Raw genomic sequence first — 23,448 nt, 5'->3', positions numbered from 1 at the left:
TTGCGGTTCTAGACTTTACTCATCAGTAATCCCGATACTTAGCATTGCGAGCAGAAATGTCACTTGGTCAATTTATGCAAGGTGCGCGCGAAAGCGCTGGCCTGAGTATTGACGAACTCGCATCACGGCTAAGCATTCGCCCTGGATTGCTTATTGAGATGGAAAAAAATAAGTTCGTTAATTGCGGTGGCGACACTTATGCACGCGGACATCTTCGCAACATTGCTGCTCATATATTCGTAGAGCCACAGACGCTGATTGATCTTTACAACGAAGAGCACTCTAGCGAATCGCGAAAGATTCATGACATGTTGGTTGAAAATAATGTATCCCGAATACCGACGGAACGTAAATCTATTAAGCCCAAGTCGCTGGTAATCGCTTCAGTCGTACTCTTATCTGCAATTGCAGTAGGTCAAATCATCATTTCGAATTCTGAAACCACGGTAACGCCTGTTGTTACGACAACTCCATCTGCAACACCAACACCTTTGGCCTCTGCTTCAGCAGTAGCCACAGAACCTGCCGCAACTGAAAGCGTTCCTGCTTCAGCAAATGGCGAAATGAAGTTAACAATTTCGGCAACGCGAGGAAGTTCAAATATTCATGTTGTTGCCGGTGGTAAAACACTTTTTCAAGACCCTATCTTTCAAGGCGACACCAAGAGCTTTAGCGCTCCAACATCTATCAGTGTTTATCTAAGCAATGCGGGAGATCTTGATTTAACGCTAAATGGTCAGAAATTAGCGCCGCTAGGTGCGCGTAATCAGGAGATTCGTAAGACTTTTAGATCCAAGTAATCTCTGCACGCTGTACCATCTGACAAATGAGTCGGACAGTTGCAATAGTCACCATGGGCTGCGCCCGTAATGAAGTCGACTCCGAAGAACTTGCTGGCCGTTTAGCAGCCGATGGCTGGACTCTGGTTAGCGAAGTTGAAGATGCCGAAGTCGCCGTTGTAAATACCTGTGGCTTTATAGAATCTGCAAAGAAAGATTCAATCGATGCCTTGCTTGAGGCTAATTCGCTAAAAGGCCACGGAACCACGCGCGCGGTTGTCGCCGTTGGATGTATGGCCGAGCGGTACGGACAAGAGTTAGCAAAGGCGTTACCTGAAGCCGACGGTATTTTGGGCTTCGATGATTACCAAGATATTTCAGCCCGCTTGCAATCAATTGTTTCTGGAAATGCTCATACGCCACATGTTCCACGAGATCGCAGATCGTTACTGCCTATTGCTCCAGCTGATCGCCCAGCTGCACGTCAAGAAGCCATTGATGAGTCTTATGCATCTTCACTCGGCGCAGGCGGTTCGCTCTTTCGTAAACGTTTAGGTAACGCTCCATGGGCGCCGCTAAAGATTGCCTCCGGTTGTGATCGTCGTTGTTCATTCTGTGCGATTCCTTATTTCCGCGGTTCATTTATCTCACGCAAGCCAACCGAGATCATAGAAGAAGGAAAATGGCTCGCCAAGAACGGGGTCACTGAGCTCTTCTTGGTAAGTGAAAATACGACTTCATATGGAAAAGATCTCGGTGATCTAAAGTTAATGGAGAAGATACTTCCTGACTTTGCTGCGATCGAGGGCATCGAGAGAGTTCGCCTTTCCTATCTGCAGCCAGCCGAGATGCGCCCATCGTTGCTACAGGCAATGATCGAAAATGAAAAAATTGCGCCATATTTTGATCTCTCATTCCAGCACACCAGCCCTACAGTCTTGCGTCGCATGCGCCGCTTTGGAGATTCTGAAAAATTCTTACATTTGATTGCTCAGATCAGAGCGCTATCTCCTGAAGCAGGTATTCGCTCTAACTTCATCGTTGGCTTTCCGGGGGAGACGCAAGAAGATTATGACGATCTTGCAAACTTCATTAGCGCCGCTAAATTAGATGCGATCGGCATCTTTGGCTACTCTGATGAAGACAATACTGAGGCCCTTGATCTCACAGATAAAGTTGCCGAAGAAGTTATCCGCGAACGCGTTGAGGCTTTATCTTCATTGGCTGATGAGATGGTTTCCATGCGCGCAGCAGCCCGTATTGGCGAGAATGTGCGCGTCCTTATTGAAGATGAAGAGCTACAAGAAGGTCGCGCCGCACACCAAGGCCCTGAAGTAGATGGCACAACCTCATTTATCGGAACTGGCTTTAAGGTCGGGCAATACATTGATGCCGTGGTTATCGAATCCATGGGCGCAGATTTGGTGGCGCGTGCGCTGTGAGAGTCCCCGCCTTCATAACTCCTAACTCTTTAACTATCGCACGACTTGTACTAATTCCCTTTGGCGCGGTAGCCCTCTTCATGAACGGGGGAGATGATTACAACTGGCAGATTATTTCGTGGTGGATATTTTTCATCTTAGGTCTGACCGATATTGTCGATGGCAAGTTAGCGCGCAGTCGCCAACAGATAACTGAGCTAGGTAAATTCCTAGATCCAGTTGCGGATAAGGCGATGGTCGGAACGGCAATGATCTGCCTATCAATTCTCGACCGCATGCCTTGGTGGATCACAATCGTGATCTTGGCTCGCGAAATAGGAATAACCTTCTTTAGATTAGCCATTGTTAAGCGGGGAGTAATTCCGGCGAATAAGGGCGGAAAGATAAAGGCTGCCTTCCAAGGTTTCGGAACAGGTTTCTATGTTCTGCCGCTAGATCCTTCGCTCTATTGGTTCCGTGATGGATTTATGTATATTGCGATCGCACTCACTATCGTGACCGGTGCTTACTATGTACGATCTGCTTTTAGACCACAGACCACCAATTAGATTAATTCGGAGCCACCATGGAGCTTTCAAAAGAGATTCTCGGCCTTGTCTCCGATATCCATGACTCGCTGCGCACTCGTGGCGAAACTCTCTCCACCGCAGAATCACTTACTGCAGGCGGGCTAAGCAACGCGCTAACAATTGTTCCTGGCGCCTCAGATGTTTTTCTTGGATCACTAACTGCTTATCGTCCTGAGATAAAAGTTTCGCACTTGGGAGTAGATGAATCTGTGATTGCAGAACGCTCAGTTGTCAGCGAAGAAGTTGCAATTGCCATGGGGCACGGCGCCAATAAATCATTTGGTTCCACCTGGGCGATTGCAACCACTGGCGTCGCAGGACCTGGGCCATCCGATGGCTCTGATGCCGGCCGAGTTTTCGTAGCCTTCGTTGGCCCGATAGTTCAAGTAATAGAACTTTCGCTCTCTGGTGAACGTGAAGTTGTGCGAAACGCCACCGTAGCAAGCGCGATCGCCTCATTTGCGCGTATCCTTAGACAACGCGATAGATAAGAGAAGGGATGACCACCATGGCGCTACTACGCACAGCAGTTGGCCAGACCCTGCGCGCTGCCCGTACTGAACAGTCACGCACATTGCGCGATGTCGCACGCGAAGCACGCGTGTCACTCGGTTACCTCTCTGAAGTAGAACGCGGCCAAAAGGAAGCATCCTCAGAATTATTAAATGCAATCTGTGAAGCGCTAGATCTAACTCTTTCTTCTGTGATTACCAACGTCTCACTTGAGCTCAAGTCTCAAGAGAGTGCGAAGTTGTCCGTTGTCGACGCAGCCTAAGTACGCCACCCAAGGTGCAACCCACCGCCGTACCGAGAGCGCAATTTTAGAAGGCGCTAAAAAATTAATTTCACAATTTGGTCTATCAAATATCTCCATGATCGAAATCGCAGATGCTTCACAGGTATCCCGCGCAACTTTATATAACCATTACCGCGATAAATCAGCGGTGATCTCTGCGTTAATCACCGCAGAAGTTGAATTCATGATTGACCTGGCAAACAAGGCAGGCACCCCAGCTGATGCCCTGGAAAAGCTTTCGCTCTACATTTCAACAGATGGTGCGCTATCTGCGATGCGCATTCACGATAAAGCAGCGCTTACCGAGATGCTCTCTCATGCAGAACATCCCCTTTATCTCGAACTGGCAAAGTGTTTGTACAACGCAACTAAATCTGCAGCAGGCACAGGCGTTGCTATGCGTTGGCTGATGGGGCAGGCGATGCAACCACTAACCCTGGCTCAGTCTCGCGAACAAGCAGAACTCTTAGTCGATCGCACCCTCTTTTAAATTTTAACTATCGATTAAATGCGTATTTCTGATCTTCGCGAACGTTTAACTCTCTCATTCGGAGAGCAATGGGCTCCTTCCTTCTGCAAAGACATTGCAATTACTGAACTCGGCAGTAAGAGCGTGGATGAAGCGTTGCAATCTGGGCTTGAACCGCATGAAATATGGCGCGCAGTATGTGCTGCTTACCCGAATGAGACTGTTAAATACAAGTAACTATAGATAGATCGCATCTGCAAATAATTGGCGTGTTGCGTTTAGCAAGTTATCAATTTATATTTCCACCATGTTTACAAAGCGTCGCGTAATTGATTTCTGCCGTGTAAACACCTCTGCCTGCTGATTTTAAGCAAGCCATCAAACCTTTTATTTCAGCCAGTTTTCCATGTATAAAACTATTTTAAGGAGAGAAGTATGTTTAAGAATTTAGTAGTTCGACCGAAGAATATTGTTGTTGCCTTACTTAGCCTGGGCTTAGTCGCCGGCGTGACTGTTGCACCTGCCAGTGCGGCTCCAAAGAACCTAGCCCGCTCTGTTGTTCAGACCGACTGGCTAGAGAAGAATTTGGATAACCCAGATGTGAAGATCATCGAAGTAAGCACTGAGGCTGGTCTTTACGAGCGCGGACATATCAAGAACGCAGTTAAGTTCAATTGGTACACAGATCTTGTTGAAGTTGTAAACCGTGACATCGTCGCTGGCGCACGTTTTCAGAAGTTAGCTCGCGCCGCTGGTATCAATAAGAATTCAACTGTGGTTCTCTATGGAGATAAGAACAACTGGTTCGCTGCTTGGGGTGCGTGGATCTTTAACACCTACGGTATTGAAGATGTTCGACTAGTAGATGGCGGACGCGTTAAGTGGGAGAAGGATGGCCGTCCATTTACAACTGTTGTTCCAGCACCAAAAGAAGGCAACTTCGTTGCAACTAAGGCTGATAAATCAATCCGTGCAACTTTGATTCGCGATGTGCTTCCTGCAGTCCGCAAGAAGGGTTCAGCAGATTTGGTTGATATTCGCTCAGCTGATGAGTACAACGGTAAAATTTTTGCTCCAGCCGGATTCCAGGAACTTGCAGTCCGTGCCGGACATATCCCAGGTGCCGTTAATGTGCCATGGGGTGCAAACGTTAATGCGGATGGAACATTTAAGACCGTCGCAGATCTCAAGAAGCTCTACGCCGATAAGGGGATTGATGGCAAGAAGCCAATCATTACCTATTGCCGCATTGGTGAGCGTTCATCGCTCACTTGGTTCGTACTTAGCGAAATCCTCGGATATGAAGTTAAGAACTATGACGGTTCTTGGACTGAATACGGAAATGGAGTTGGAAATCCAATTAACAACCCAGCCGGAACTATTTGGGGAGCAGCGTAATTAGCGCAGATACTAACTTTGGTAGAGGTTCTGGAGATTCCGGAACCTCTACTGAGGTTTCTACCTGGAGCAAGGGTGATTCTGTAAGAACAGGGTTAGCAGCGTTATTGGTAGTTGGTTTGCTATTCACCGCATACCAATTAAGTGATAACGAAGGAACTGGCGTGAATGCAGCGCTATCGCTCTTGATTGGTAGCGCCCTCGGAATCGCTTTCGAGAGAGGTCGATTCTGTTTCTTCTGCATCTTCCGCGATGCCATTGAAGACCGTGACACAACACCGTTCTTATCTATCCTTAGCGCGATAGCAGTCGGTGCAATTGGTTACGCAGTTATCTTTGGGCAGTTCTTGCCTGATACAAGTTCAGATCGCCTTCCACCTAATGCACACATTGGACCAGTTAGTACCGCGTTAGTTGTTGCAGGTCTTGCATTCGGAATCGGTATGGCGCTCTCAGGTGCTTGCATTAGCGGCCATCTTTATCGCATCGGGCAAGGATCGCTGCGCGCCTACCCTGCACTATTTGGTTCGTTAATCGGCTTCGGACTTGGCTTCAAGAGTTGGAATACGTTGTACTCAAAATCCATAAGCGATGCACCTACAACTTGGTTGCCCCATTATTTGGGCTATGGCGGATCGTTAGCGTTAACCCTGTTGCTACTTGCGTTGATCGCAGTAGTTGCCATTAAATTTGGTAAAAACTCCACGCCACTTTCTAATCCGGTTGCGACCAAGATTGATCTCGCAAGCCTGCGCCAATCACTTCTCATCAATCGTTGGCGTCCGCTAACTACCGGTGCAATCTTTGGAGTAATCGGAACCTTTGCTTATCTGCGAATAGAACCTCTTGGCGTAACACGTCAGATAAGCACAACCTCTCGTACGTACTTTGAGGGCCAAGGTTGGATTCCGCAGAACCTTGATGGCTTAGATCTAATGGCTGGCTGTATCGCAGTTGTTTCTACAGCGATCGTGAATAACGGTTGGTTGATTCTCGGAATCGTTATTGCTTCATTTGCCGCAGCGCTGGCAGGCAATCGCTTTAAATTCCAGCAGATAACTTGGCGCAACGCCATAACCGCACTCGTTGGTGGGCTGCTTCTCGGTTGGTCTTCGATGATCGCACTCGGCTGCACCGTCGGAGTGCTTCTCTCTGGAACACAGTCATTCGCACTCTCAGGCTGGGTGTTCTTCGCAACAGCTTTTACGGGTGCCTGGATCGGGATAAAGCTAAAACTCCATAAGCTTTAAACAGCAGAAACCAAGGTAAGCCGAGAAATACCGCTAGATTCTTACCGTGGATTTCAAATTAATCGCTGCTGCAATTGGGATTCTCTTTGTCTTTATCTACGCTTTTGGCTCAGGCATCTGGGTCTCTTCCTCACCAGGTTGGTATGCATCTCTAAATCGTCCTGCTTGGCAGCCACCCAGTGCTGTTATCGGGCTCATCTGGCCATACAACTTCACAGTTCTCGGTGTTACCTCTTATCAAGTATCCAGATCATTAAATAAATTTGAGAATATAACCTGGTTGGTCTTCTTCGGCTTAAGCATCGCTGCCGCTTTAACCTGGGCTTATCAATTCTATGTTCCACACAATTTCTTAAATGCCTCTATAGCGCTAACGTCGGCTGCGGTTCTAACACTTCCCGTACTTTTTCTTACTTTTAGAGCAACGCTCACTATGGGGCTATTACTTGTTCCATATCAAATCTGGGTAGCGATTGCCGCGAGCTTAGCCTGGGGATATTTAGCGAAGAATTAAATTAGCAATTGTTAACTTTTAGATAGCGATTACTTCCAAGACCCAAGGATTAACTCCATCGCTCGGGGTCAGCGCACATGGATACTTCTCCGACACGATCGCATATAGATCTTCCGGGGTCTTGGGCACTGACCGTGATTGCAAAAGCGCGCGCGCAATTTCGCCACGGGTCTTCTTAGACATATGAGTAACGACTTTGCGCACGCCATCGACCACAGTTGAAATCTGCACCTCAACGGTCTTATCTACGGGGGAGTGCCAGACGGTTTTATATGTAGAGGAACGACAGTCCACGATTAGCGGGGTCTTGATTGGGGCTAGGACTTTCGCGACCGGCCCGCGCATCGCGTTGTTATCGATCTTCGCCTTGTAGCTCTCGATCAACTGGTCGGGGCGCACCGCTCCGTACTTGGCTGAGATGATCACAACTGCGCTCGCCGCCCGCTTACGCGCTGCCGGGCTCAAGGTGGCCCAGCCGAGGGCCTGGTAGAGGACGCCGGTGTAGACGTTGATCGCTGGCGTTGGCTTGCTGGTCTCAACCTTTTTCTCGGAAGGCGGCAGGAGGATCAACATCTGGGCATCCTCCCCTTCTTACGTAGAACTACGGGGCGACACGCCTAAAGACCTTGTCAGCCCCTCCTGCTACCTTTCGAACAGATGTTCGGATAAAGTTATCCCTGCACAACCAGAGCGGTTCCGCTTTCCGCCCACAGGCTCTCTATAAGCCTCGTAGGCCGTCGGCGGCCTTCCGTACCTTCTGGGCCGACTACCAACGAATATGCATCACGCATAGACGTTCTTATCTAAAGGAGCAAAACGTGGCTGCTGAAAAAGCAAATAAAGCCGAAGAGAAAAACACCTCCGATCGCCAAAAGGCGCTCGACACCGCACTAGCCCAGATCGAACGTCAATTTGGTAAGGGCTCAGTAATGAAAATGTCTGATCGTCAAAATGCGATCATCGAAGTTATCCCAACTGGTTCAATCGCACTAGATATCGCACTCGGTATCGGTGGACTACCACGCGGACGTATCGTAGAAATCTACGGACCAGAATCTTCAGGTAAGACAACACTTACCTTGCACGCAATTGCAAATGCACAAAAGGCCGGCGGCATCTGCGCATTTATCGATGCAGAGCACGCATTCGATGCAGAGTACGCAAAGAAGCTCGGCGTTGATATCGATGCACTTCTTGTTTCACAACCAGACACTGGCGAACAAGCGCTTGAAATCATGGATATGTTGATCCGTTCTGGCGCACTTGATCTCGTTGTCGTCGACTCAGTTGCAGCACTTGTTCCACGCGCTGAAATCGAAGGCGAGATGGGCGATTCTCATATGGGCTTGCAAGCACGCCTTATGTCGCAAGCGCTCCGCAAGATCACCGGTGCACTTCACCAATCAAAGACAACTGCGATCTTCATCAACCAGCTCCGCGAAAAGATCGGTGTCTTCTTCGGTTCACCTGAGACAACAACTGGCGGTAAGGCACTTAAGTTCTACGCATCTGTTCGCCTCGACATCCGTCGCATCGAAACTCTTAAGGATGGCACCGAATCCGTCGGTAACCGCACCCGCGTTAAGGTTGTCAAGAACAAGATGGCTCCACCGTTTAAGCAAGCAGAGTTTGACATCATCTACGGCACAGGTATTTCACGCGAAGGTTCACTCATCGACCTCGGCGTTGAAATCGGAGTCGTTAAGAAAGCTGGCGCTTGGTACACATACGAAGCCGATCAGTTGGGACAGGGCAAGGAAAATTCTCGTGCATTCCTTCTCGATAACCCAGATCTAGCAAATGAGATCGAAACCAAGATCCGCGCACACTTTGTGCCGATCGAAGTTGATGCCGAGCTCGTAGCGGCGATCGATGAAGCTGCAGCAGAGGTTGATTTCTAATTAGCCTTGATTTTGTAAAGGTTTCAAGAGGCGAAGGCTCCGACCCTTACGAAGTAGCACACACCATTGCGCTAAACGCTCTGGTTACTCGTGCGAAAAGTAAGGGCGAGCTTCTCGCTCACCTTAAGACCCGGGGCGTAGAAGATGATGTTGCGCAAGCAATTATCTTCCGGTTGCAAGAAGCCGGCCTCGTTAACGATGAAGAGTTTGCTAAAGCTTGGGCTCAGTCACGCCATAACCATAAGAAGATCTCAAAGCGCATCATTGCGGGGGAGCTTCGCCAAAAGGGTGTAATGCAGAGCGCGATCGATGAAGCACTTGATGAGATCGATGATGATTCTGAATACCGCAGCGCCTTTGACCTTGCCTTTAAGAAGTACAACACCATGTCACGACTTGAACCAGAAGTTCACGTGCGCAGAATTCAATCGCTTCTGCAGCGAAAAGGTTTTGGTTTCGGAATTATTACTCAGGTCTTGAAAGAGTTAGATCTTTTAAATCACTAGCTCTTTGCTAGATGCTCTGTAAGTCTTGCAGCCGTTGCAACAACGGCGGCGGCATGTACGCGCCCTGGTTGGCGTCCTAAACGCTCTATAGGGCCAGAGATCGAAACAGCAGCAATAACTTTTCCATTAGGGCCTTTAACTGGCGCGCTAACTGATGCAACGCCTGCTTCGCGTTCTCCAACTGATTGCGCCCATCCGCGGCGACGGTCGGCAGATAAATGTGCAGCTGTAAATCTTGCGTTCTTAAGTCCGCGATGAATCTTTTCGGAATCTTCCCAAGCCAATAAAATTTGTGCAGCAGAACCTGCCTGCATTGTGAGCGATGCGCCAACTGGAACAGAGTCGCGAAGGCCAGATAAACGTTCAGCAACAGCGACACAGATACGGATATCGCCTTGGCGTCGATATAACTGCGCAGATTCACCGGTTGCATCACGTAGCGCAGCAAGCGCTGGAGCGGCGGCGGCAAGTAAGCGATCTTCGCCTGCAGCGGCTGCGAGTTCAGATGAACGTGGACCAAGAACGAAACGACCCTGCAGATCGCGAGTAACAAGGCGATGGTGCTCAAGGGCAACGGCTAAACGGTGGGCGGTAGGGCGAGCGATGCCGGTTGCGGCAACTAGCTCTGCCAGCGAATGAGGGCCAGATTCGAGCGTACCTAGAATGGTTACCGCTTTATCTAGAACGCCAACTCCGCTATTCTTCTTCTCCACACAGTGAGATTAGCATCCCATCTAATGAGATGCAAGATTTAAGGAAAGAAGAGCATGGGTAAAACACTGGCAGAGAAGATTTGGGAAGACCACGTCGTTCGTTCGGCGCAAGGAGAACCTGATCTGCTCTACATCGATCTGCAATTAGTTCACGAAGTAACAAGTGCGCAAGCATTTGATGGCCTGCGCCTTGCTGGACGAAAAGTGCGCCGCCCAGACCTGACAATTGCAACAGAAGATCACAACACCCCGACGCTCGATATTTTAAAGCCAATCGCAGATCCAGTTTCAAAGCTGCAGATCGATACCTTGCGCAATAACGCTAAGGAATTCGGAATTCGTATTCACTCACTCGGCGATGCCGATCAAGGCGTGGTTCACGTAGTTGGACCACAGCTCGGCATTACCCAACCAGGTATGACAATTGTTTGCGGCGATTCACATACTTCAACACATGGCGCATTCGGTGCGATTGCATTCGGTATTGGTACATCAGAAGTTGAACATGTACTAGCTACACAGACTCTGCCATCAAACCGTCCAAAGACAATGGCGATTAATGTTGAAGGAACTCTAAAGACCGGCGTAACCGCAAAAGATATTATCTTGGCGATCATCGCGCAGATTGGTACTGGCGGGGGACAGGGCTACATCATCGAATACCGTGGCTCCGCAATTCGCGAACTTTCGATGGAAGGTCGTATGACCGTTTGTAACATGTCTATCGAAGCTGGTGCGCGCGCTGGTTTGATCGCACCAGATCAGAAGACCTTTGATTACATTAAGGGCAAGCCACATGCGCCAGAAGATTTCGAAACTGCGCAGAAGTATTGGGAAACACTATTTACAGATAGCGACGCTAAGTTTGATGTTGAGATCACACTCGATGGCAACATACTGGAGCCATTTGTAACGTGGGGAACTAATCCAGGACAGGGCTTGCCACTAAATGCATCAGTTCCAAATCCTGCAGATATTAAAGACTCTGAAGAACGTGGAGCTGCTGAACGCGCACTTGAATACATGGGTCTTACAGCAGGAACGCCACTAAAAAAGATAGCGATTGACACTGTTTTCTTGGGCTCTTGCACCAATGGTCGCATCGAAGATCTACGTGCAGCTGCATCAGTAATTGAAGGCAAGAAGATTGCACCAAAACTTCGCATGTTAGTTGTGCCTGGTTCAGAGCGCGTTCGCCAGCAAGCGATGAAAGAGGGCTTAGATAAAGTCTTCCTTGATTTCGGTGCCGAATGGCGTAACGCCGGTTGTTCAATGTGTTTGGGCATGAACCCAGATCAACTAGCTGTGGGAGAGCGTTCTGCTTCAACTTCCAATAGAAACTTTGAAGGCCGCCAAGGTAAGGGCGGACGTACGCACTTAGTTAGCCCACTTGTTGCAGCAGCTACCGCAATTCGCGGCACGCTGTCATCACCGGCAGATTTGTAGGAAGGGATATGGCCATGGAGAAGTTCGTTAAACACACAGGTACAGGTATTCCGCTACGTCGTAGCAATGTTGATACCGATCAGATCATTCCTGCCGTTTACCTAAAGCGCGTTACTCGCAGCGGCTTTGAAGATGGGCTATTTGCTGCTTGGCGCAATGACCCAGAGTTTGTTTTGAATCAACCGCAATATAAGAGCGGAACTATCTTGGTTGCTGGCCCTGAATTCGGAACCGGTTCATCTCGCGAGCACGCTGTTTGGGCGCTACAGAACTATGGTTTCAAAGTTGTAATCTCAAGCCGCTTCGCCGATATCTTCCGCGGAAATTCGCTTAAGGGCGGTTTGCTAACCGTGATCCTTCCTCAGGAAGCAGTGGAAGCGATCTGGACCGCTATCGAAAGCGATCCAACAACTTCAATCACCGTTGATCTTGAAACACGCACAGTTTCCTACGGATCAACCACGGTTGCCTTCGAATTAGATGATTACACCCGCTGGCGCTTGATGGAGGGCCTAGATGACATCGGGTTGACGCTAAAGCACACTGATGCGATCGATTCTTTCGAAGCAAAGCGACCTGCTTACAAGCCAAAAACACTGCCAATTCGCATTTAAAGAACTAAGAAAAACTCTCGCTCGTTTTTCAAGCGTGAAAACCAGCGTAAAACGCTCACTTCATTGATGGGGTGAGCGTTTTCTGTTCAACCCTCAACTTGTAAATGAGAGTTTTTTACGCGTAAAAAGTGCGATTTTTCTAAAATATTAAATTGCGACACGCCCGTTTTAATATCGCTCTCACCCTATTAAAAGGTTTAAGTTTTAGCCACAAGTTAAGCGAACGCTTAATTTACGCTTAAATCTAAGGGGATTTAGATGAATAAGGCCCAGTTCATTGCCGCGTTGGCCCCACACTTCAACGACAGCAAGAAGGAAGCAGCACACGCTGTAGAAATCGTTTTCGACACAATTACACGCACCATGTCAAAGGGTGAAGATGTAATGATCAACGATTTCGGTAAGTTCAAGAAGGTTGATCGCAAGGCACGTATGGGACGTAACCCATTCACAGGCGAGACAATCAAGATCAAAGCTTCAAAGAAGGCTCGCTTCTTGCCTGCAAAGGGTTTGAAGGATGTCATCTCAGGTGAGCGCAAGCTAGGACCGGCTCCAAAGCCAGAACCAAAGCCTGTTGCAAAGCCAGTGGCTAAGAAGGCAGCTGCTAAGAAGGTTGCTAAGAAGAAGGCTGTTAAGAAGGTTGCTAAGCGAAAGCCAGCAGCTAAGAAGAAGGTTGTAAAGAAGGCTGCTAAGAAGCGTTAATTTCTGCTTCTAAAGTAACTTCCTAAATCTTTTTGAAACTGGGGCCAGCGCTTGCTGGCCCCAGTTTTTCTTTGCCCACTAAGATTTAGATATGGCCAAGATGCGCGTTTCATATGCGCCACCTACCGGTAACCCGCTCGGTACAAATATCACCTTTAAAATTTGCTCATCTATATTGATCCCAATCATTAACCTGATCACCAAGCGCACCTGGATTGGCGCGGAAAATATTCCAAAGACTGGCGCCGTAATAGTTGCTAATAACCATCTCTCATATTTCGATGTCTTAAATTTTGCGCACTTTCTCTACAAGAATGGCCGCGCTCCTAGATTCTTAGGCAAAGTCGGTGTATTTAAAGTTCCAATCATCGGCCGCATTCTGCTGGCAGCTGGTCAGGTTCCGGTAGAACGTGAAACCCCAAATGCAGGCAAAGCTGTCGATCACGCGAAGCGACTTTTAGAGTCGGGACATTTACTTGGTGTTTATCCAGAAGGAACTCTCTCTCGTGATGCCGATCATTGGCCGATGATTGCTAAGACTGGTTTGGCCAGACTGGCAATAAGCACTCGCACTCCCGTAATTCCAGTTGCGCAATGGGGCGCACAAATTTTGATGCCGACATATTCGAAGAAGATTAAATTGTTTCCACGCACCCAGATCACCTTGAAAGCGGGAAAGCCGGTTGATCTCTCCCAGTGGTATGGCAAAGAGGATGATCAGCAAGCACTTATTGAGGCAACTGCGAAAGTTATGCGGGAAATTACAAATCTGCTTGAGGAAATTCGTGGCGAGAAGCGACCTGAAGTAATCTTTGATCCACATACTTCTGATTTACCTCGTACGGGTAATTTTAAGAAGAAGCGCAAAAAGGTGGCAGAGAAGTAATGAGCAAGGTAACGGTATTTGGAGCAGGCGCATGGGGTTCAACCATGGCGCAAGTTCTCTGCGATGCCGGAAATGATGTTCTGCTCTGGGGTCGAAACCAAGAAGTTGTAGATGAGATTAATTCGTCTCATACAAATGCGAAATATTTAGCACATCACACATTACCCACAGAGCTAAAAGCCACCTCAGATTTAGATGAAGCCTTCGCCTTTAGCCAAAGTTATGTTTTAGCGATTCCATCTTCGCAATTGCGCGCAACTTTAAAGGAGTGGAAACCACGCTTCTCGGAAGGTTGCTTGGTGGTCAGTACCTTAAAAGGAATTGAAATCAGCACCCAACTTCGTATGACTGAGGTAATTGTTGAAATTCTCGGCCCACATAGAGTTGCGATGATTACTGGACCGAATTTGGCTGACGAACTAGTGCTGCGCCAACCCGCTGGTGCGGTGGCTGCAGCAACTACGCAAGCTACCTCTGAAGAAGTTCGCGCACTATTTCGCACTCCTTACTACCGCGTTTACACATCAGTTGATCTATTAGGTTGCGAATTAGCGGGCGCAATCAAAAATGTAATTGCCTTAGCCGTTGGAATCTCTATCGGCATGGGCTTTGGCGAAAATACCCAAGCGATGTTAATTACTCGCGGCCTTAATGAAGTCGCACGACTCTGTGCCGCGCACGGCGCGGATCCCCTAAGTGCGGCAGGCCTTGCCGGTATGGGCGATTTAGTTGCAACATGTGGCTCTCCACTTTCACGCAACCGCACATTTGGTGAACTCTTAGGCAAGACTGGTTCCATGGAACAAGCGGTTGCGCACGGAGCTAAGACGGTAGAAGGCGTCTCCTCATCGGGAGCGATTGTAGAAATTGCCCACCGCGTTGGAGTAGAAGTTCCCGTAATCGAATCAGTAGCGGACATTGTTAATGGCTCGCTCACTCCAGCACAGGCGCTACAGCGCTTAATGGAGATTACAACTCAAGCGGAGAACTTCATCCGATGACTCAGCGCGTAGCAATTATCTGTGGTGGTCGCTCCAGCGAACACGAAATCTCATGTATTTCCGCAGGGGGAGTGCTCTCCGCAATTGATCGCAGTAAATTTGAACCTGTTTTGATCGGCATCAGCAAGAGCGGCAAATGGTTTTTACTTGATGACAAAACATCTCTCACAATTAAAAACGGCGTTCTCCCAGTAGTTCCAGAAACTGGAAACCCCGTTTCATTAGATGCATCAGGTTTTATTAGCGCTGACGTCAATTTAAAGATAGATATCGTCTTTCCGTTACTGCACGGTCCGTACGGTGAAGATGGAACTATTCAAGGACTTCTTGAGATGGCCGATATTGCATATGTTGGCTCTGGAGTTCTTGCTTCAGCAGTTGCTATGGATAAATCATTTGCAAAGCCAATCTTTGCGGCCCATGGAATTAAAGTTGCAGCAGGCTTTGTCGCTCGCGCATCTGATTGGGCAAAAGATAAATCAGCGGTTCAAAAACAGGCAGACCAACTTGGCTATCCAGTATTTGTAAAGCCGGCACGTGGTGGATCAAGTCGTGGGACAACAAAAGTTAAATCTGCTGCTGAATTTGCCGCTGCTCTTGAAGAGGCACATACCTTTGATCCAAAGGCGATGGTTGAGCAAGAAATTCGTGGCAAAGAGATTGAGTGCGCAGTCCTTGAGATAGATGGAGTTGCTAAAGCATCACTTGTTGGGCAGATAAAGATCGATCCAAAGTACGATTTCTATAACTTTGAAGCTAAGTATCTAGATTCAGCAACTACCATCGAACTTCCGGCTGCAATTGATCAGAAGATCAGCGATCAGATTCGTGTAAAAGCCGTGGATGCCTTTATCGCACTTGGCTGCAGTGGCTTGGCTCGCGTTGACTTCTTCCTAACCGATAACAATGAAGTCATTATTAATGAGTTAAATACGATGCCAGGCTTTACTGCCACATCAGTATTTCCGAAGATGTGGGGAGCAACAGGCGTGGAATACACAGAAGTTATTTCCCATTTACTGGCGTCAGCGCTTACGCGCAATAACGGAGTCTTGGGGAATTAGATGAATCAGAGATTTACCAAATTCGCATCTCCATTGATTTCCTTAGTTCTGTTATTTTCTGTAGCTGCTTTCGCGCCACCTGCGCGCGCTGCTGATTCATTTGTTTACACAGACTTTGCCGCAAATGATTTCGGCCTCTGGAGTCAATCGTCAATCTACGGACAAGATCAAAAAGGCAGTAAGAAACTGGAAGATTGGAAGCAGCTTTGGTGCTCTGGCTGGGATGATCCAAGTTGTAGCGTTTACGACAATTTATTTGCGGATTTGATCCTTAGCCCATGTGTCAACGAAGCCGATCGCGCATGCCTTGATGGAATAGAAGCAAAGAACGCAAGTGGCGCGCTAGAAAAGTTAACGCTTTACGGTGAAGCAACATCCCAAAAGATCGCCAGATATCAATTTAAGAGCGGAACAAATCTGGTTGATGTTCCCGCAGGTGGGGGACTTTCCATCTGGAAGAGTTCTGAAAAGAACGCCGATGGAACAGATCGGTTGTATGCAGCTCATATTCTATTGAGATATATAGCGACATCTAGCAGACAGTCTGGTGAAGCGGCAGACAAGATTGTGCTCTCAGATTTCAAAGGCCAAATTTATCCAGTCAGGTTGAAGTCTGGTGCGGCATGCACAGAATTTGCCATCGGAACACAGTGCGTTGATTCCGCAAATTTTGACGGCAGCGAGAAATTAGCCGTAACACTAAGGATGAATAAGGATTTAACTGGTTGGATTTTTGGGCGAATGCAGAATTCAGAGTTCGCAGTTACTTCACTTGATGCCTCTTATAACAAGATCCGCATCGGCGGAGATGTAACTTTTGTTCCAGAACTATCTGCCAAGGTTGCAAAATCAGAGATCTCAAAGGATGCAAAACTCGAGAAATATCTTCGCGATTTCTTCACGGTAGGCCGGGTGGGAGTTTCAGTGCCGAATCCTGGCAGTGGCTCTTTCAACGATGGTGGCGTAGGCGGTAACACATCAACGACATATGCTGGATTTCTTGAAGCGCAAACCACCACCAGATTGTTTTCTGTTAATTTTGAAAAGTTCGCACTATTTTCGGCCTTTGAAGATCACTTCAAGCCGTACTCTCCGGCGGCGAGCAACAACGGCAGAAACATTCTGCGACAAACCAATTCAATTTTTTGGAACTTCGGTGCAAATACCTATCTTGGCACCAACAAATGTTCTGCAGATAAAACAAAGCTACACGGCATGGTAGTTACAAATGCCCCAATATTTGAAAACGGTCCTCCAGAGTTTAAGGATGGTTCTCTGAACTATCGAGTTGCCGGTATCCACAAAAATGGCGACGGCTCGGTGTTCAAGGGTCGATATACCTACATTGTTCAATCTGATACCGCCCGTTGTTACTACGGTTTTTCTAAGGCTCCAATTGAAGCCAGAGTCGAGGTAGTTTCCGCTAGCAACTCGAGCCAAGTGGCTACAGTTTTGGTCTCTGAAAAAGATGGCTTCATAAAACTACAGGCCGATAACTTCACTTTCTCTACACCGACAATAAAAGTGAAATTTACTCAAGATAGTGCTCAGCCAACTGCGACCACTCCAAAAGCAGCATCGAAGAAAAGTTCGACTCTTACCTGCATCAAGGGAAAAACGAGCAAGAAAATTACGGGAGTAAACCCGAAGTGTCCGGCTGGATATAAGAAGAAGTAAGTCTTAGTACGTAACAGGGCAAGTCAGGGTGCGCGTAATACCCGGAACAGCCTGCACCTTAGACAAAATCGCGCGGCCAAATTCCTCCATTGATGGAGACTCTGCGCGCATGATTACATCGTAAGGACCTGTAACTCCTTCAGCCAATGTAACGCCGGCGATAGCAGAGACAGATTTTGCAACGCTAGATGCTTTGCCAACTTCGGTTTGAATCAAGATGTATGCCTGAACTGACATAGTGGTCTGCCTTTCTCGTGAGAACTTCGCCGTTGAAGGTAAGCGCAAAGGTACCCCATGTTCTAGTCTTGGCGCTATGGCGATTACTGACGGCGGCTTCAACGAAGCGCAAAAAAACGCTAGCGGCTTCAACGAAGCGCAGGTAATCGCGCGCCTAAAGGAGATTTTTGCATCAACCGATCCACGAATTTCTCTTGGGATTGGCGATGATGCAGCGGTTGTATCTGGCGCCAAAGCCCAAGTTTTAACAACCGACATGGCCGTTTCCGGAGTTCACTTTCGAACCGACTGGTCGAGCGCTTTTGAAATTGGTAGAAAAGTAACGGCTGCAAATACCGCAGATCTTTTAGCGATGTCAGCTAAGCCCGACTACCTACTTGTCGCTGTTGCTCTTACAGGTTCCGAGACTATGGAATGGATTTCTGATCTTGCACTTGGGATTAAATTTGAAGCAGATCTTGCGGAAGCCCATGTAGTTGGTGGAGATATCTCTCGCGCTGATCAAGTAGTTATCTCAATGACTGCGATTGGTTCTACTAACAAAGCGATAACTCGTAGTGGAGCAAAACCAGGAGATGGCATTTATCTATCATCACTTACGGGGTGGTCGGCGGCCGGTTTGGCGATTGTGAGTTCCGGATCAAAAGAAGATATGGAGTCTGCTCCAAAAGCACTTAGCGAGTTTAAATCCCCAACTATTGATTATGGATTTGATGCTTCAAAGGCCAATGCACTCTGCGATATCAGCGATGCCTTGGTTATTCAAGCAGCGCAGATGGCAGAGAGCTCAAAGGTTTGCTTTAACTTTGACCTAACTAAAATCCAAGCAAGCGCTGAATTCATGGAGCTTGAAAATCTTGCCCAGCGAATGGATATTGATATTTGGAGTTGGATTTTTGCTGGGGGAGAGGATCACGCCCTTCTGGCAACCGGGACAGATCTGCCAGGGCTTTTAATTGGAGAAGTTACCCAAGGTGCGGGCCTTGCAAACGTTCCCGCAGGCGTGGAAGCGAACGCTTGGCAACATTTTTAAAAAGACCCTTGGATTTTTATGCAGCGATTTCCATATTTTTTATTTTTTTAAACACATAAAAACAGGCGCGGTGCTATTGCCTACCTTTTCGCAAGGCGATAATTTTGCGAGATGAAAAGATCATCATTTGTAGCAACTTTGGCCACTGTAGCACTTTCTATCTCAGCAATTCTGGTTGGAGTTACTTCTGCAAATGCCAGCGTCACCGTTCCTAAGGGTGCGTTCTTACCTTGTTCTGCAGGCGGCGGCGCATACTGCATTGATTCAGTAAGCATTACACCTACTGGTGGTAAAGCTATTGCACTTACTTGGGTTGCTAGCGGTACTCAAGGCGCTACTGCAGGAAATACAAATGGTGTTGCATCAGGCAAAGCTCTGCCAGGGCGATGGAGCGCAGATGGTGCATTCGCAAATGAAAATTACGACGGTCTATATATAGAAGCACAAGCTGCAAATGAATTTGTTCCATGGATTATGCTCGATGCTAAGCCAACTTATTCACCAGGAAATAACGTCACACTTGCAGCGCTAACAACAAGTGCCACAACGCCAGTTAATCTAAATAGTGATGCGCTGATTTCGGTAAAGATGCGAATCTCCGACTTCAAGCTAGGCGTTACCTATGGCATTGCAACTGAAGCAACAGTTGACGTTCAGGCGGCGGTCTTTGAGATTGCCGGTTATCCAGTAAAGGTTCCACAAGCTAAAAGCGCTAAAGATTGCACCGGTGATGCTGGCGTCTCATCAGCGCTCGTTACTCAATTCCAATCGATATTAGTTCCATCAAATGATCCACTCGGGTTCTCATTTGAAGGTGGCAGCGGCAAGATCTATGTTGGATCTAACGGACTCTGCAAACTTTCGACTCCAGTGTGGAACGCTGAGAAGAAGTCTTTGAGTTACAAAGCATCTGCTCCGCGCTTGGCGCCAGATGGTAAGTCAGTTAACACTGGTTTTTACTATGCAACGATTTCATCTGCCGATGCGCTAGCTCTTTGGGGGCTAAAGAAGGCAGAAGATGCAGCATCGGCTTTAACTATCTCAGTTCGCACAAGCGAAGGCGGAACCACCGCAGCAACTAAAACTGTTGCTGTTAAGAATGGTCGAATTATCATTCAGGTATTCGGCTTTGAATTTCCAGATCCGATGCTAGATATCTCGCTAAATCCGAGCTATGACTTAATGGCTTCATCTGCAGGGGCGGCAAGCAATATGTCTGCATCCGGAACCGTGAGAACCACAGCTTCGCCTAAGCCAACGCCAACGCCAAAGGTGACGTCGATTTCTTGTATTAAAGGAAACCAGTTAAGAAAGGTCACTGGCGTTAAGCCAAAGTGCCCTACTGGATTTAAAAAGCGGTCTTAATTAGATCTAAGAAGCTTTAGCGAGAAACTTTTCCGGCCTTAAGGCAGGAAGTACAGACGTTCTGACGCTTAGCTGTTCCACCGACAAGTGTCTTGATACGTTGGATATTTGGATTCCAGCGACGACGAGTCTTTACCTGAGAGTGTGAAACGTTATTTCCAAAGCTGGGCCCTTTGCCACAGATATCGCATGTTGATGCCACAGCGTTACTCCTTATAGATCTTTAACTTAATGAACAGGGCGTAAGGGTAGCAAGAAGGCCAACTTCACGCTAATTCCAAGGAATCCACGCGAGAATGGCTCCTATGGCGATCGCAGAAGGCAGGCTCACAACCAAGTTGGTTGATGTCGTAGGCGATCGCACCGCCAAAGTCTTGGATACCGTTTTTGGTTACCGAACCGTCTCTGATTTATTACACCACTATCCGCGTCGCTATTTGGTTCGCGGAGAGTTAAGTGACATTGCCGAACTTAATGAGGGCGATGAAGTAACGGTACTGGCAGAGATTTACTCTTCAAGCAGCCGCAAATTGCAGGGCCGCAAGGGCAGCATTCTCGAAGTTATCGTCACCGATGGCAGCGCAAAGATGTCGCTAACTTTTTTTAATCAAGCTTGGCGCGAGAAGGAACTGCGGGTTGGCAGACAAGGTTTGTTTGCGGGAAAGGTCGGAGTATTCAACGGCAAACGCCAGTTGGCACACCCAGATTACGAAATGGTCCCTGATGGCAGTGATGTTGATTCTGCTGTTGCAGATTTTGCTGGAAAGTTTCTGCCGGTTTATCCAGCCAGTTCAAAACTTCCTTCCTGGAAGATTGCGCAATGTGTAAAGCTGGCCATTGATTCTTTAGATGAAGTCCCAGATTTCATCCCGCCACATATCCTTGAGAAGTTTAAATACCCGTCTGCGCAGCAAGCCTTGGCTCAGATCCATAACCCAGTTGATCTAGATAGCGCAGAACTTTCCAAGGCGCGCTTAACCTTTGATGAAGCTTTCTTACTGCAACTACTTTTACTCGAGCGAAGAGCCGAACTACGAGCGCTTAAGACTGTCGCCCGACCAGTTAAGTCCGGTGGAATTCTAGAAACTTTTGATAAATCGCTACCGTGGAAGTTAACGCCTGGACAGGTAGAAGTTTCACGTGAGATTGAAAGTGATTTAGCAGCCGATATTCCAATGCATCGATTGCTACAAGGTGAAGTTGGTTCAGGTAAAACTGTGGTCGCACTTCGCGCCATGTTGGCGGTAGTCGATAGTGGCGGACAAGCAGCGTTACTTGCCCCAACAGAAGTTTTAGCTGCTCAGCATCTGCGAACTATAGAAAAGTTGCTCGGTCCGCTGGCCCAAGGAGGGATGCTGGGCGGTGTTGAAAACGCAACGCAAATAACTTTATTAACCGGTTCGCAGAACGCGGCCGCGCGCAAAGAAGCGCTTGCTCTTGCCGCATCTGGCCAGGCAGGAATTGTTATTGGTACCCATGCACTGCTTAGCGAGAGCGTAGTTTTTAGCGACCTTGGCTTAATTGTTGTAGATGAGCAACATCGCTTTGGAGTTGAGCAACGAGATGCGCTGAAAGCAAAGGCAGTTAACCCACCACACCTGTTGGTTATGACTGCAACTCCAATACCTAGAACTGTTGCGATGACCGTCTTTGGCGATTTAGATATTTCAACTCTGCGCGAACTACCGCTAGGTCGCCAGCCAATCACAACGCATGTTGTACCAACTATGGAGAAACCAACTTTCCTAGATCGCGCCTGGGAGCGAATTCGCGAAGAAGTTTCACAAGGGCATCAGGCCTACATAGTTGCACCGCGCATCGCCGCCGAAAGTTCTGAAGATGCCGATTTAGATTTTCTCTACGGAGAACAATCTCCTGATATCGCCTCCGTTGAAGAGTTAGCACCGAAGTTGCATGGGGGAGCGCTTAAGGGCTTACGGATCGCGCCTTTGCATGGACGCTTAACCACCGAGTTAAAGGATGCAACGATGCAGGCTTTTTCTACAGGTGAGATAGATGTACTTGTTTCAACGACAGTTATTGAAGTCGGCGTGGATGTTCCAAATGCCACAGTTATGGTGATTATGGATGCAGATCGCTTCGGCGTATCTCAGTTACATCAATTACGTGGCCGCGTTGGCCGCGGCACTTCACCTGGTTTATGTCTGCTCGTATCTGGCGCGCCAATCGAAACGCCAGCACGTGAGCGATTGGAAGCTGTATCTAAGACCCAAGATGGCTTCGAACTTTCTCGTATCGATCTTGAACAAAGACGTGAAGGCGATGTTTTAGGTGCGACACAATCCGGCGCTCGTTCGCATCTTCGGTTGCTGCGCGTCTTGCGCGATGAAGGTCTAATTGAGGAAGCTCGCAACGTTGCCGCAGAATTGTTAGAAAGCGATAGCTCTCTCAAAGGCTATCCTTTGCTCAAAGACGAATTAGAGATGTTAAAGAAAGAGCAAACATCTACATATATCGATAAAGGTTAGGGATAAATAAATGCGCATCATCGCAGGACTTGCCAAGGGGCGAAATATTGCCGCCGTGGCAGGTGCCACCCGACCAACTTCTGATCGCGCCCGCGAGGCGCTTTTTTCAACCTTGGCATCTGAGTTTGGCGACTTTGCAGGGCTTCATATTTTGGATTTATATGCTGGCACCGGTGCAATCGCGCTCGAATCACTTTCGCGAGGCGCCGAGATTGTTCACGCAGTTGAAAAAGATGAACAAGCGCAAAAGTCGATTACCGCAAACTTCGAAAGCATCAAGACCGCGCTGTGTCCAGGCAGCTTCCATCTCTTTGGAATGAGCGTTCACCGTTTCTTGCAGGATCGCGCAACAGTTCCGTATCACTTCATTTATATTGATCCACCATATGATGTAGAAGATATTGATGTAATTGAAAATCTCATTCAACTTCGCGAGGGCGGATTTCTCCATCCACAAGCGCTAATTGCAGTTGAGCGAAATTCCAGAGTAAAGGAAATCTCTTGGCCAGATGGATACCAGGCTCTGCGCGAAAAGAATTATGGGCAAGCGACCATTTTCTATGGGGTTCCAGCCGAGCTTTGAGCCTGAAAATGGAT

At 48.0% G+C, this 23,448-nt stretch carries 27 protein-coding genes; 23 read left to right on the top strand and 4 right to left on the bottom strand.

Annotated elements, in window-relative coordinates:
* Positions 1 to 56 precede the first annotated feature (56 nt).
* The 10 genes from A1s21148_RS04585 (at position 57) to A1s21148_RS04540 (ending at position 7,217) form a co-directional block, all read left to right on the top strand.
* Positions 57 to 800 carry a helix-turn-helix domain-containing protein gene (locus A1s21148_RS04585; RefSeq protein ID WP_095671273.1) on the top strand — a complete coding sequence of 248 codons (744 nt, stop codon included), beginning with the start codon at positions 57 to 59 and terminating at the stop codon, positions 798 to 800.
* 26 nt (positions 801 to 826) lie between these two features.
* Entirely contained in the window at positions 827 to 2,221 is a 1,395-nt protein-coding gene (rimO, locus tag A1s21148_RS04580) for a 30S ribosomal protein S12 methylthiotransferase RimO (protein ID WP_095671272.1), read from the top strand.
* Positions 2,218 to 2,769 (top strand): CDP-diacylglycerol--glycerol-3-phosphate 3-phosphatidyltransferase, encoded by a 552-nt coding sequence (gene pgsA, locus A1s21148_RS04575; RefSeq protein ID WP_095671271.1) that lies wholly within the window; start codon positions 2,218 to 2,220, stop codon positions 2,767 to 2,769. The genes rimO and pgsA overlap by 4 nt, the downstream gene beginning before the upstream one ends.
* A 17-nt stretch (positions 2,770 to 2,786) precedes the next feature.
* Entirely contained in the window at positions 2,787 to 3,281 is a 495-nt protein-coding gene (locus tag A1s21148_RS04570; protein ID WP_095671270.1) for a CinA family protein, read from the top strand.
* 17 nt (positions 3,282 to 3,298) lie between these two features.
* Positions 3,299 to 3,565, top strand: coding sequence for a helix-turn-helix domain-containing protein (locus tag A1s21148_RS04565; RefSeq protein ID WP_095671834.1), 267 nt, complete (start codon positions 3,299 to 3,301; stop codon positions 3,563 to 3,565).
* Positions 3,549 to 4,076, top strand: coding sequence for a TetR/AcrR family transcriptional regulator (locus A1s21148_RS04560; RefSeq protein WP_223298650.1), 528 nt, complete (start codon positions 3,549 to 3,551; stop codon positions 4,074 to 4,076). The genes A1s21148_RS04565 and A1s21148_RS04560 overlap by 17 nt, the downstream gene beginning before the upstream one ends.
* A gap of 18 nt (positions 4,077 to 4,094) precedes the next feature.
* Complete coding sequence (locus A1s21148_RS04555) at positions 4,095 to 4,292, top strand: DUF3046 domain-containing protein (protein WP_095671268.1); 198 nt, start codon at positions 4,095 to 4,097, stop codon at positions 4,290 to 4,292.
* Positions 4,293 to 4,490: 198 nt separating this feature from the next.
* Positions 4,491 to 5,453 (top strand): sulfurtransferase, encoded by a 963-nt coding sequence (locus A1s21148_RS04550; RefSeq protein ID WP_095671267.1) that lies wholly within the window; start codon positions 4,491 to 4,493, stop codon positions 5,451 to 5,453.
* Positions 5,438 to 6,703: a YeeE/YedE family protein gene (locus tag A1s21148_RS04545; protein WP_095671266.1), complete on the top strand. Its 1,266-nt coding sequence runs from the start codon at positions 5,438 to 5,440 to the stop codon at positions 6,701 to 6,703. The genes A1s21148_RS04550 and A1s21148_RS04545 overlap by 16 nt, the downstream gene beginning before the upstream one ends.
* 46 nt (positions 6,704 to 6,749) lie before the next feature.
* Positions 6,750 to 7,217 carry a TspO/MBR family protein gene (locus A1s21148_RS04540; protein ID WP_095671265.1) on the top strand — a complete coding sequence of 156 codons (468 nt, stop codon included), beginning with the start codon at positions 6,750 to 6,752 and terminating at the stop codon, positions 7,215 to 7,217.
* An 18-nt stretch (positions 7,218 to 7,235) separates the two neighbouring features.
* Here the strand turns inward: A1s21148_RS04540 and yaaA are convergent, their stop codons facing one another.
* Complete coding sequence (yaaA, locus tag A1s21148_RS04535; protein ID WP_095671264.1) at positions 7,236 to 7,790, bottom strand: peroxide stress protein YaaA; 555 nt, start codon at positions 7,788 to 7,790, stop codon at positions 7,236 to 7,238.
* A 245-nt stretch (positions 7,791 to 8,035) separates the two neighbouring features.
* Here yaaA and recA point away from each other — a divergent pair, with 245 nt between their 5' ends.
* On the top strand, positions 8,036 to 9,118 hold the full coding sequence (recA, locus tag A1s21148_RS04530; RefSeq protein ID WP_095671263.1) for a recombinase RecA: 1,083 nt from the start codon (positions 8,036 to 8,038) through the stop codon (positions 9,116 to 9,118).
* Positions 9,118 to 9,624, top strand: a complete 507-nt coding sequence (locus A1s21148_RS04525) for a regulatory protein RecX (protein WP_320409017.1) — start codon at positions 9,118 to 9,120, stop codon at positions 9,622 to 9,624. Before recA ends, A1s21148_RS04525 begins: the two co-directional genes overlap by 1 nt.
* Here A1s21148_RS04525 and A1s21148_RS04520 read toward each other — a convergent pair.
* Entirely contained in the window at positions 9,621 to 10,337 is a 717-nt protein-coding gene (locus A1s21148_RS04520; RefSeq protein ID WP_095671261.1) for an IclR family transcriptional regulator, read from the bottom strand. The genes A1s21148_RS04525 and A1s21148_RS04520 overlap by 4 nt on opposite strands.
* A 54-nt stretch (positions 10,338 to 10,391) precedes the next feature.
* Between A1s21148_RS04520 and leuC the strand changes: the two genes are divergently transcribed.
* From leuC to A1s21148_RS04485, 7 genes are all read left to right on the top strand, one after another.
* Positions 10,392 to 11,783: a 3-isopropylmalate dehydratase large subunit gene (gene leuC / locus A1s21148_RS04515; RefSeq protein ID WP_095671260.1), complete on the top strand. Its 1,392-nt coding sequence runs from the start codon at positions 10,392 to 10,394 to the stop codon at positions 11,781 to 11,783.
* Between the two features lie 14 nt (positions 11,784 to 11,797).
* The gene (leuD, locus tag A1s21148_RS04510) at positions 11,798 to 12,397 is read left to right on the top strand and encodes a 3-isopropylmalate dehydratase small subunit (RefSeq protein ID WP_095671833.1); all 600 of its coding nucleotides are present in this window, start codon (positions 11,798 to 11,800) and stop codon (positions 12,395 to 12,397) included.
* Between the two features lie 258 nt (positions 12,398 to 12,655).
* Positions 12,656 to 13,099, top strand: a complete 444-nt coding sequence (locus A1s21148_RS07580) for an HU family DNA-binding protein (protein ID WP_095671259.1) — start codon at positions 12,656 to 12,658, stop codon at positions 13,097 to 13,099.
* A 91-nt stretch (positions 13,100 to 13,190) separates the two neighbouring features.
* On the top strand, positions 13,191 to 13,985 hold the full coding sequence (locus A1s21148_RS04500; RefSeq protein WP_095671258.1) for a lysophospholipid acyltransferase family protein: 795 nt from the start codon (positions 13,191 to 13,193) through the stop codon (positions 13,983 to 13,985).
* Positions 13,985 to 14,986: an NAD(P)H-dependent glycerol-3-phosphate dehydrogenase gene (locus A1s21148_RS04495; protein ID WP_095671257.1), complete on the top strand. Its 1,002-nt coding sequence runs from the start codon at positions 13,985 to 13,987 to the stop codon at positions 14,984 to 14,986. Before A1s21148_RS04500 ends, A1s21148_RS04495 begins: the two co-directional genes overlap by 1 nt.
* The gene (locus A1s21148_RS04490; RefSeq protein ID WP_095671256.1) at positions 14,983 to 16,050 is read left to right on the top strand and encodes a D-alanine--D-alanine ligase family protein; all 1,068 of its coding nucleotides are present in this window, start codon (positions 14,983 to 14,985) and stop codon (positions 16,048 to 16,050) included. Before A1s21148_RS04495 ends, A1s21148_RS04490 begins: the two co-directional genes overlap by 4 nt.
* Complete coding sequence (locus tag A1s21148_RS04485; RefSeq protein ID WP_095671255.1) at positions 16,051 to 17,727, top strand: hypothetical protein; 1,677 nt, start codon at positions 16,051 to 16,053, stop codon at positions 17,725 to 17,727.
* Positions 17,728 to 17,730: 3 nt separating this feature from the next.
* On the opposite strand, the gene A1s21148_RS04480 is transcribed toward A1s21148_RS04485, so the two are convergent.
* A complete protein-coding gene (locus A1s21148_RS04480; protein WP_095671254.1) occupies positions 17,731 to 17,964 on the bottom strand; it encodes an Lrp/AsnC family transcriptional regulator in 234 nt (77 codons plus the stop codon).
* Positions 17,965 to 18,040: 76 nt separating this feature from the next.
* Between A1s21148_RS04480 and thiL the strand changes: the two genes are divergently transcribed.
* Entirely contained in the window at positions 18,041 to 18,997 is a 957-nt protein-coding gene (thiL, locus tag A1s21148_RS04475) for a thiamine-phosphate kinase (protein ID WP_095671832.1), read from the top strand.
* Between the two features lie 111 nt (positions 18,998 to 19,108).
* On the top strand, positions 19,109 to 20,362 hold the full coding sequence (locus tag A1s21148_RS04470) for a hypothetical protein (protein ID WP_095671253.1): 1,254 nt from the start codon (positions 19,109 to 19,111) through the stop codon (positions 20,360 to 20,362).
* Between the two features lie 16 nt (positions 20,363 to 20,378).
* On the opposite strand, the gene rpmB is transcribed toward A1s21148_RS04470, so the two are convergent.
* Positions 20,379 to 20,564 (bottom strand): 50S ribosomal protein L28, encoded by a 186-nt coding sequence (gene rpmB, locus A1s21148_RS04465; RefSeq protein WP_095671252.1) that lies wholly within the window; start codon positions 20,562 to 20,564, stop codon positions 20,379 to 20,381.
* Between the two features lie 103 nt (positions 20,565 to 20,667).
* Here rpmB and recG point away from each other — a divergent pair, with 103 nt between their 5' ends.
* Positions 20,668 to 22,851 (top strand): ATP-dependent DNA helicase RecG, encoded by a 2,184-nt coding sequence (recG, locus tag A1s21148_RS04460; RefSeq protein WP_095671831.1) that lies wholly within the window; start codon positions 20,668 to 20,670, stop codon positions 22,849 to 22,851.
* A 10-nt stretch (positions 22,852 to 22,861) separates the two neighbouring features.
* A complete protein-coding gene (rsmD, locus tag A1s21148_RS04455) occupies positions 22,862 to 23,434 on the top strand; it encodes a 16S rRNA (guanine(966)-N(2))-methyltransferase RsmD (RefSeq protein WP_125932389.1) in 573 nt (190 codons plus the stop codon).
* Positions 23,435 to 23,448 lie beyond the last annotated feature (14 nt).

Origin of the sequence: Candidatus Planktophila lacus (assembly GCF_002287925.1) — a bacterium.
GTDB lineage: Bacteria > Actinomycetota > Actinomycetes > Nanopelagicales > Nanopelagicaceae > Planktophila > Planktophila lacus.
The sequence above is the reverse complement of the archived record's forward strand: the minus strand, read 5'-3'. Positions and strand labels throughout refer to the sequence as shown.